This is a genomic window from Corynebacterium sp. HMSC05E07 (assembly GCF_001807225.1).
GTDB lineage: Bacteria > Actinomycetota > Actinomycetes > Mycobacteriales > Mycobacteriaceae > Corynebacterium > Corynebacterium singulare.
Map to the genome: position 1 here is coordinate 19,252 of NZ_KV788282.1, position 7,932 is coordinate 27,183.

The 7,932-nt window shown below is 59.3% G+C and carries 7 protein-coding genes and 2 tRNA genes; 6 read left to right on the forward strand and 3 right to left on the reverse strand.

From position 1 onward, the window contains the following. Positions 1–95: 95 nt before the first annotated feature. A complete protein-coding gene (locus HMPREF3149_RS12800) occupies positions 96–2,180 on the reverse strand; it encodes a bifunctional copper resistance protein CopD/cytochrome c oxidase assembly protein (RefSeq protein ID WP_070538621.1) in 2,085 nt (694 codons plus the stop codon). A gap of 76 nt (positions 2,181–2,256) precedes the next feature. Between HMPREF3149_RS12800 and HMPREF3149_RS13225 the strand changes: the two genes are divergently transcribed. The 3 genes from HMPREF3149_RS13225 (at position 2,257) to HMPREF3149_RS12815 (ending at position 4,068) form a co-directional block, all read left to right on the forward strand. Next, complete coding sequence (locus tag HMPREF3149_RS13225) at positions 2,257–3,222, forward strand: LysR family transcriptional regulator (RefSeq protein WP_083280878.1); 966 nt, start codon at positions 2,257–2,259, stop codon at positions 3,220–3,222. A gap of 42 nt (positions 3,223–3,264) precedes the next feature. After that, positions 3,265–3,338: transfer RNA gene (locus HMPREF3149_RS12810), tRNA-Arg, on the forward strand. A 91-nt stretch (positions 3,339–3,429) separates the two neighbouring features. Continuing rightward, positions 3,430–4,068: a hypothetical protein gene (locus HMPREF3149_RS12815; RefSeq protein ID WP_070538622.1), complete on the forward strand. Its 639-nt coding sequence runs from the start codon at positions 3,430–3,432 to the stop codon at positions 4,066–4,068. Here the strand turns inward: HMPREF3149_RS12815 and HMPREF3149_RS12820 are convergent, their stop codons facing one another. Then, positions 4,069–4,254, reverse strand: coding sequence for a PspC domain-containing protein (locus HMPREF3149_RS12820; RefSeq protein WP_042532048.1), 186 nt, complete (start codon positions 4,252–4,254; stop codon positions 4,069–4,071). It abuts the gene before it with no gap. Between the two features lie 121 nt (positions 4,255–4,375). Here HMPREF3149_RS12820 and cmrA point away from each other — a divergent pair, with 121 nt between their 5' ends. Then, the gene (gene cmrA / locus HMPREF3149_RS12825; RefSeq protein ID WP_070538623.1) at positions 4,376–5,188 is read left to right on the forward strand and encodes a mycolate reductase; all 813 of its coding nucleotides are present in this window, start codon (positions 4,376–4,378) and stop codon (positions 5,186–5,188) included. A gap of 50 nt (positions 5,189–5,238) precedes the next feature. On the opposite strand, the gene HMPREF3149_RS12830 is transcribed toward cmrA, so the two are convergent. Next, on the reverse strand, positions 5,239–6,783 hold the full coding sequence (locus HMPREF3149_RS12830; RefSeq protein ID WP_070538624.1) for an alanine/glycine:cation symporter family protein: 1,545 nt from the start codon (positions 6,781–6,783) through the stop codon (positions 5,239–5,241). 292 nt (positions 6,784–7,075) lie between these two features. On the opposite strand from HMPREF3149_RS12830, the gene orn reads away from it, so the two are divergent. Continuing rightward, positions 7,076–7,708 (forward strand): oligoribonuclease, encoded by a 633-nt coding sequence (gene orn / locus HMPREF3149_RS12835; RefSeq protein ID WP_070538625.1) that lies wholly within the window; start codon positions 7,076–7,078, stop codon positions 7,706–7,708. Between the two features lie 49 nt (positions 7,709–7,757). Next, positions 7,758–7,833, forward strand: a tRNA-His gene (locus HMPREF3149_RS12840). Positions 7,834–7,932: the final 99 nt, after the last annotated feature.

Below are 7,932 nucleotides of genomic sequence, written 5' to 3' on the forward strand. Positions count from 1 at the left end.
CGCCCGTCCGCCTGTGGATAACTTGTTGAATAAGTCAACAACTCCGGTGTTTGCCCAGGTGAAAATCCACAGGCCCCCGCTCGTTCGTACGGAATCTACTGCGGACGAAAACCTGAATCATCGCCCTCGCTGATCTGCTTCAGCATGGCGTTGTAGCTCTCAAGGTCGGCATCGCCGTCAACATCCGCCTTGGCGTCATAGCGGCGGGCCTGGGCGCGGTCCTCGCGCAACCATTCAGTAAACAACGTGCCAAACACCACGACGAGCGGGAACTGGCCAAAGCCCCAGGAAATACCACCGCCGGTGCGTTGATCCTTAATGAAGTCCGGGTTCCACGGCAAGTTGAGGGATTCGTAGAAGTCAAGCCCCAGAATGGACTGCATCTGCATGAGGTAGACGCCAGCGAAAAGGTGCAGCGGCATCGAGAAGAAGAGGATACCCAAGCGCACCTTCGTGGGCGCGCGCCACGGCAACGGGTCCGGCCCGATGACCTCCCAGTAATAGATGTAACCGGAAATCAAGAAAACCCAGTTCATGATGACGTGCCCGGCATGCTCTGAGATGGCAAGTTCATAGAAGCTCGGGAAGAGGTAAAGCATGTAGAGGAAGGCGAGGAACTGCAGAACGTTGACCGCTGGGTGCGTGAGGAAACGTAGGGTACGGGACTTGGTGAGGGCCACGGAGGCGTCGTGAAGCGTGGGCTTACCCGGCTCCCCTGGCTCAAAAGCCTCCATCACCAAAGTCACCGGCGCGCCCAGCACTAGGCACAGGGGGATGGCCATGGACAGAATCATGTGCACGAGCATGTGCATGGAATACAGTGCCGGCATGTAGAGGCCAATACCGTTACTCATAATGACCGTCATGCCCAGCGAGCCCAGCAGGAACCAGGCAGTGCGACCGCCGGGCCACGTCAACCCACGACGCTTCAGGCGCCACAGGGCATACAGGTAGAAGCCGGCCAGCACGAGCCCGAGCGAGCCGAACATGAGATCAAAGCGGAACATGGTCCACACGTTGGTGGCGGTGGGGGCGTCGACAAGCTCGTAGCCCACCAGAATCTGCATGGAGTTCAGATTCGGATCGCGCGGCGGCGGCGGTGGTGTGCGCCCCATGGAAATAGCCACGCCGACGGTGGCAGCCATGATGAAAACCTCCACGATGGAGACCCGAACAAAGAGGCGCGGTGCGCTCTCAAGCTGCGGAATCGTCACCCGGCGGTGAACGAATCCGACGGCAGCAAGCACCACCGTAAGCACAGCCTTGCTCAGCACGAGCAAACCGTAGCGCGTAGTGACAAGGTCACTGAACTCAACACGAATGAGCGCATTGATCACGCCCGTGACTGCGAGCGCGATGATAGAAAAGAGCGCCACCGAGGAGTAGCGGCGCACGGCGACGCCCATATTCGGGCCAAGGCGACGGCCATGCGCGATGAGCCCCATGAGCCCACCCACCCACAGCATGATGAAGAAAAGGTGAATGAGCAGGGAGTTCGTTCCATAGTCATGATCACCGCCCGCCGCGGAGTGACCCTCCATACCGAGCGGAACAGTCAGCAACACCGAGAGGAAGAACGCCCCCACCTGACCAGCCCACGTGCGCGCAACAAATCCCACAATGGCCACCAGAGCAGCCAGCGCGGCCGTGACGAGCCAGACTTGCGACGCCGCGATCTGTCCCACAGCCATCCCCATAAGCTCCGGATTGAGAACCTTGACGATGGGAGTGCCGGTTAGATCCGACATGACAAGGGGCACCTCAAGCAGCGCGACCACCGCGGTGCCGACAGCCGCCCATGCACCAGTGCGGGCAGCGATATGACCGTCAACGCTCAGCCCCGCCTTATGAAGCTGCTCGTTATCGTTGTCCGGCACGGCCGGATAGATGAAGAAGGCGCTGGCCATGAAGGAGCCAATCGAGAGCGCCATGAGCATCCACGCGGCGGCCCGGAAGAATGGCAAACCAAAGGTGGTCAAGCGTCCTGGGTCAGGGATGCCGAGGGCCGCGAGCGAATCCGCAAGGAAGAAGAGGGAAATAATTCCCCCCACAAGGCCCGCAAAAACGACAAAAGAAAGATGCAGAAGGCGGGAAGATCGTGCTCGCGAGGCTACTGTAGAGCTCGCCTGAGCAGGCTTCTGCAAGGCCTGTGAGCTGGAGTTATCTTTCTCTTCGTGCATAGTCGGCAGTCTACCGCCAGACATGTTCTCTTACCTAAAAGGCAGCAAAGATTCAGCAATAGGGTAGGATGCACTCATGGACTCTCGTCAGCTTCACCATTTTCGCACCATCGTGGACCACGGTTCGTTCACGCAGGCTGCGGAAACACTGCGGCTTACACAGCCCTCTCTAAGCCTGACTGTGCGCAAGCTCGAAGAGGATCTCAACGTCAAATTACTTTCCCGGGGGCGTGGCGGCGTTAAGACAACAGAGGCTGGCGAATTTCTCTATGGGGTCGCCACCTCAATCGATTCGTTGCTGGCCACAGCTACCACCCGCTTAGCCGAAATCGCCGCTGGCAGCGCTGGCTCGGTCACTCTGTGCTCGGCACCTGAATTCAACTGGCTGTTTATGCCAACTGTTTTGCGCCGCATGCGCCAGCGCGCACCGCAGGTAAACGTTTCCTTAAGTGACTTAGAACCAACCGCCACGCTCAAGCGTGTATTGGATGGTTCCGTGGAGATCGGCATCATCCCGAGCACCAATCCGCAGCACTTCCAGAACCGCTATGGCGACCAGCTTGCTATTAGTCGCGCGGCAGATATGGAATTCCGCGTCGCCCTTCCGCAGCGCTTGTCCCACCTTCCGGATCCCGTCCGCTTGTCCTCCCTGACCACCGAAACATGGTTGCTGCCGCCGCGCTGGCCGGAGCTCAGCGGGCTGCCGGAGCTGTTGGATCAGCTGTGGGCCACGTCCCCGGACTGCAAGCCGGCGATTGTGCAGGAGATTTCCACGCTGCAGACTGGCCTTCCGTTGGTAGCGGGCGATTATGGCATCAGCCTGATGCCGCACACGGCCCAAGCGCTGGGCCAGCGTGGCGTGCATTTTCACCGTATCGAGGAACCGCTGCCCTCAATGGAGGCACTGCTCATTTACCGCGCGGACCGCGCACTGACCCCGGCTGCACAGACACTCATCGATATCCTCTTGGACACCGCCAGCCATTCCCCGGCCGAGCTTCCCACCGATGGAGCTATCGTCGGACTGCCACCGGCTAGCTAGTTTTTCGAGCAAGTGAATAGCTAAGCTATGATGTTTCGGTAGGCCTCCATAGCTCAGCGGATTAGAGCAGTGGGTTTCTACCCCATGTGTCGCGGGTTCGAGTCCTGCTGGGGGCACGCAGGTCAGAGCCACTTTTTACCGTTCTAGTGGGCGGTGGAAAGTGGCTTTTAGGCTGTTTTCGGGCACACACAAGCATATGCTGAAGGTATGGATATCACCCTCGCTACTTTTGACCATGCCCCAGATTCTGCACTGAGGGGACGGCGCTTTTTGAATGCCTGGGCGCCGTCGGAAAGCTATGCCCAGTCACGCCGTGGAGTGCTCACCGGGCAGTATCCGCAACGCGGTGCGACAACGCGCATCACCGACGTTTTCGAGCAGGCAGAATACGAGATTCGCCAGGACGTCGAGGGTGACACGGGGGTGTTTAGGCTTCTCGAGCAACCTGAAGCCGACGCGCTCGAGCAGCTCCATGGAGTCGTGGCTGTGTGCTCATTGCAGCCCAGGGAGGACGGCACAGCCCCGATGTCACTGCTGTGGCCAGGCGTGGCTGAGGACGGCGAGAGCCATGAGCTGGTTTCTCCATTGGACCTCGCACCGACGTTGGCGGCCATTGCGGGGCTCGACGTGCGCCCCAACGCCGCACTGTCCTTTGACGGCCTCAACCTTGTCCCGCTGCTGCGCTACGGTGCGGCCGGGCATGCGGCACTCTTCTTCGATAACGGCGTACGCATGATGGACGCCACGCTTATCGACGGCACCGCTACCCCACCCTCCGCCCTTCCGCGCCTCCAAGAGGAATGGGGGCTGTGGAAGAGCTTTATGGAGATGGGGCCGCTGCAGTAATTACTGCACGGGAATGACAACCCACAAAATCAGGTAGAGCAGGACACCAGAAAAGCCGAGAAGGGTGGCCGCTACGAAGACGATGCGAACCAAGGTCGGGTCAAGGTCGTAGGTTTCGGCGATGCCGCCGCAGACGCCTCCGATCATCGAGTCGGTAGTGGAACGGGTCAAGCGCTGGTTGTTCATGATGTTCTCCTTTCCTCTTCCATTATGCTGAACGAGTATAAGAACGGCATCGGGGAAACCCCTGATTTTTCCTCTACGCTGGGTGGAAACCTTGACCTTAGAGAAAGGACGCCGTTTCACCATGGCTCACTCCCCCGGATTGCCTGCCCCTACCCGCACCTCTTATGCGCTTCTGACTGGCGCTAGCCAGGGCATCGGTGCCGCGATGGCCAAGGACCTGGCCGCGCGCGGGTACAACGTCATTCTCGTCGCCCGCCGTGAGGAAGTCTTGGAGTCTCTCGCTGCGGAGTTGCGTGCGCGCCACGACGTCGACGCCATCGCACTCGCCGCGGATCTCTCCGCGACTGTCGACGTCTCCCGGGTCATCGAATTCATGGACAGCAAAGAGATCTCCATCATTGTAAATTCCGCTGGCATTGCTAGCTTTGGCAAGTTTATGGACCAGGACTGGGACTATGAGACGCGCCAGTTCGATCTCAATGCGAAAGCTGTCCATCGCCTGACGCGTGCCGCGTTGGATCAGATGCTGCCGCGGCGCAGCGGCGCCATCTGCAACGTCGGTTCCGCCGCGGGCAATGTCTCGATCCCCAATAACGCCACCTACGTCTTCACCAAGGCCGGCGTTAACGCTTTTACCGAGGCGCTGCACTATGAGCTCAAGGGCTCGGGCGTAAGTTGCACGCTGCTTGCACCTGGCCCGGTGCGCGACGCCGTAATTCCGGAGGAAGAGCAGTCCATCGTTGACAAAGTCGTACCAGACTTTCTGTGGACCACCTACGAGTCCTGCTCTAAGGAAACTCTGGAGGCCATGGCCCGAAACCAGCGCCGGGTGGTTCCTGGCCCGCTCTCGAAGGCGATGAACACGCTGGGCAACATTGTGCCCACCCCGATTGCCGCACCCCTCATCGGCAGCTTCTATTCCAAGATGGCCTAAACGCCCACTCTCACTGGGTGAGAGCGGGCGCCTTACGCCTGTGACGGGAATTACTGACCCTGCAGCGGGGAATCCTGCGCGATGGCCTTCTGCGCGGCTTCCTCGCGGGCAAGCTTGCGCTCTACCCAGAACTCAGCATTCTTGATACCGAGCGCCTCTGGGTCAAACTGCGGATCCTTGCCAGCCTTCTTCTGAGCCGTGTAGTCCTTGAGGCACTTGAGCGCTGGGACCTGGAGGAAGAGGATGGCGATGATGTTGAGCCATGCGGTCGCGCCCACACCAATGTCACCAAGCGCCCAGGCGGCACCCGGGGTGGTGGTCGCACCGATGACGACGGAAACAACAAGCAGTACACGCAGCAGCCAGACCAAGGCACGGCGAGCGGTCTTGTTCTTGATCCAACGGTTGAAGTAGGTCAGGTTGACCTCCGCCATGTAGTAGTACGCCAGCACGGTGGTGAAGGCGAAGAAGGCGATAGCAATGGCAATGAAGCTTGGGCCGAAGCCGTTAAGCAACGTGTCGAGGCCGTGCTGAACATAGCCCGGGCCAACAGCCACGTCATCCGGAATAGCGCCCGCGTACCGCGTCGGACCGTCTTCGGACTCGTTCTCGAAGACCTTGTACATGTCTGTGGAGATAATGATGAAGGCGGTGGCGGAGCAGACAAAGATGGTGTCGATGTAAACCGCAAAAGCCTGGACGAATCCCTGCTTAGCCGGGTGGGACACCTCAGCGGCAGCAGCGGACTGCGGGCCGGTACCCTGGCCGGCCTCGTTGGAGTAGATACCGCGCTTCACACCCCACATGATGGCAGAGCCCAGCAGGCCGGAGAAGGCCTGCTCCGCACCGAAGGCAGACTTGAAGATCATCCCGAAGACCTCTGGGATCTGGTTGAAGTTCACGAAAAGAATGATGATGGCGAACAGGATGTAGGCACCCGCCATGAACGGGACGACCAAGGAAGCGAAGTTAGCAATACGCTTCACACCACCGATGATGATGAGGGCAAGAACGCCGGCCAAGACGATGGCGGACCAACCCACTTTGATGCCCCAGGCGTTTTCGACAGCCGCAGCCACACCATTGGCCTGAATGCCAGGTAGGAAGTAACTGGTGGCCAGAATCATGGCGATGGCGAAGACAGTGCCGTAAACCACCATGAAAGGACCAGCCTTCGTGTGCTTATAAGCCTTCTCGATGTAGTAGGCCGGGCCACCACGGTACTCACCGGTGTCCTGGTCTTTTTCCTTGTAAACCTGGGCGAGCGTACATTCGACGAAGGACGTCGCCGAACCCAACAGTGCCACAGCCCACATCCAGAACACGGCGCCCGGGCCGCCGAATGCGATGGCGGTAGCAACACCAGAAATGTTACCCACACCGACTCGGCCGGCCAGCGAAATCATCAGCGACTGGAACGAGGAGACGCCAGACTCGGAGCTTTCACCGTCCTTCAGCTGCTTAATCATGTCGGGGATGCAGCGAATCTGCAGGAACTTGGTGGCAAGGGTGAAATAGATTCCTGCGCCTAGGCACAGGAAAACCAGCGCTGGCGACCAAATTATTGTGTTGAGTGTGTCGAGGAAGCCTGACATCGGAGGAAACCGTCCTTCGGTATATGTGAGTGCCGTCACTATTCGGGCTGAATTAATCATGTCTCATGACCTGAGCCTTTCGTGAGTAGAATCATGAAAAACTTCACGCAGCCCTCCGCCCGCAGCCCTCCATACGCAACAAAAGACCAGCTCACATCGATTAAGGTGACGTGCCGCACTCGTCCGGTAAAACTCTGACGCTACAGCCCCACATACCCCCTCCGCCACCCCCGAATCTGCCCTATACCCCGTGAGAAGAAGCAGGATCAGAAGAGAAACTATGGTGGGGAGCATGAGTGAAATTCCCGCTAAGAACGACCGCCTCGTCTGGATTGACCTGGAGATGACGGGCCTGGATCCCGAGCGTCACGTCATCGTGGAGGTCGCCGCCGTCGTCACCGATGCCGAGCTCACCATCCTGGACGAAGGCCTCGATCTCGTTGTCCACGCCACCGAAGAACAGCTTGGCCAGATGGATGACTTCGTCACCGAGATGCACGCCAACTCCGGGCTGGACAAGGAAATCCGCGACTCCACGGTGACTATTGAGGAAGCAGAGGAGGCGGTGCTGAGGCTCGTCGAGAAGCACTGCGACCCCAACCACCCCGCTCCCCTGGCCGGAAATTCCATCGCCACCGACCGCACCTTCATCCGCGCCTACATGCCGCGACTGGATAAAGCGCTGCACTACCGAATGATTGATGTGTCGACGATCAAGGAGCTGGCGCGTCGCTGGCACCCACGTGCTTACTACAACCAGCCAGATAAGGGCATGGCGCACCGCGCACTGCAGGACATCATTGAATCCATCCGGGAATTGGATTTTTATCGCCGCAGCGTCTTCCGCACCGACGAAGGTCCCACCAGCGAGGAAGCCGAGGAACTCAAGACCGCCACTACGGCAGACTACCAGGCGTTTTTGTAAAATCCACGGTGTGAGTTAACCTGTATCTCGTTGCTTTCGGGCAACGATGGTGGCTGTAGTTCAGCTGGTAGAGCACCAGGTTGTGATCCTGGGTGTCGCGGGTTCGAGCCCCGTCAGCCACCCCAAAGTTTCAAACGCCGCGCGGTGCTCATCGCGCGGCGTTTCGCGTTCCGGTTGCGGGGTCGTTAGACCTGTTTTAGGCTTCCGGGTCATGGGGGTATTAG

Excerpts from the sequence above, each read along its gene's own strand:
- HMPREF3149_RS12815 (WP_070538622.1), top strand. The coding sequence starts at position 3,430 with ATGGATATCACCCTCGCTACTTTTGACCATGCCCCAGATTCTGCACTG.
- HMPREF3149_RS12820 (WP_042532048.1), bottom strand. The coding sequence starts at position 4,254 with ATGAACAACCAGCGCTTGACCCGTTCCACTACCGACTCGATGATCGGA.
- orn (WP_070538625.1), top strand. The coding sequence starts at position 7,076 with ATGAGTGAAATTCCCGCTAAGAACGACCGCCTCGTCTGGATTGACCTG.
- HMPREF3149_RS12800 (WP_070538621.1), bottom strand. The coding sequence starts at position 2,180 with ATGCACGAAGAGAAAGATAACTCCAGCTCACAGGCCTTGCAGAAGCCT.
- HMPREF3149_RS12830 (WP_070538624.1), bottom strand. The coding sequence starts at position 6,783 with ATGTCAGGCTTCCTCGACACACTCAACACAATAATTTGGTCGCCAGCG.
- HMPREF3149_RS13225 (WP_083280878.1), top strand. The coding sequence starts at position 2,257 with ATGGACTCTCGTCAGCTTCACCATTTTCGCACCATCGTGGACCACGGT.
- cmrA (WP_070538623.1), top strand. The coding sequence starts at position 4,376 with ATGGCTCACTCCCCCGGATTGCCTGCCCCTACCCGCACCTCTTATGCG.